1 rRNA gene is annotated in these 587 nt (G+C 58.9%); it reads left to right on the forward strand.

Features of this window, described 5'->3' with window-relative positions:
• Window positions 1–587: ribosomal RNA gene (locus NZ900_09745) — 23S ribosomal RNA — on the forward strand; the annotation flags it as partial.

Consider the following 587-nt stretch of genomic DNA (forward strand, 5'->3'; position numbering starts at 1 on the left):
TAAACAGTGCGTAACAGCTGACCGGCCGAGCGGCCGTGCGCCGAAAATTTAGCGGGGCTCAAGCCCGGTACCGAAGCTGCGGGCTCGTAAGAGCGGTAGGGGAGCGTTGTCTGTGGGTTGAAGTTTCACCGTAAGGTGGAATGGACTGCAGACAAGTGAGAATCCTGGCATGAGTAGCAGCGAAGACAGGTGAAAAACCTGTCCGCCGGAAGCCCCAGGTTTTGGCGGCAATGTAAATCATCCGCCAGTTAGCCGGGACCCTAAGGTGAGGCCGAAAGGCGTAGCCGATGGGAAGCGGGTCAACATTCCCGCGCCAGCGATGTGGAGCCAGAGTCGTGACGCAGGAGGCTAGGAAGAGCCACCTATGGAATGGTGGTCCAAGGTAGTAGGAGGGGGTGGCAGGCAAATCCGTCACCCCATACTCCGAGAGCTGATGGGGTAACTCTTCTGACGCCACACTGCCGAGAAACAACGGCGCTGGTGTTGAAACATCGCTGCCCGTACCGGAAACCGACACAGGTGGGCTGGGTTAGCAGCCTAAGGCGTCGGGGGAACTCTCCTCAAGGAACTCGGCAAATTGCCCCCGT

The sequence above is a fragment of the Synergistota bacterium genome (assembly GCA_025060595.1).
Lineage (GTDB): Bacteria > Synergistota > GBS-1 > GBS-1 > GBS-1 > 42-11.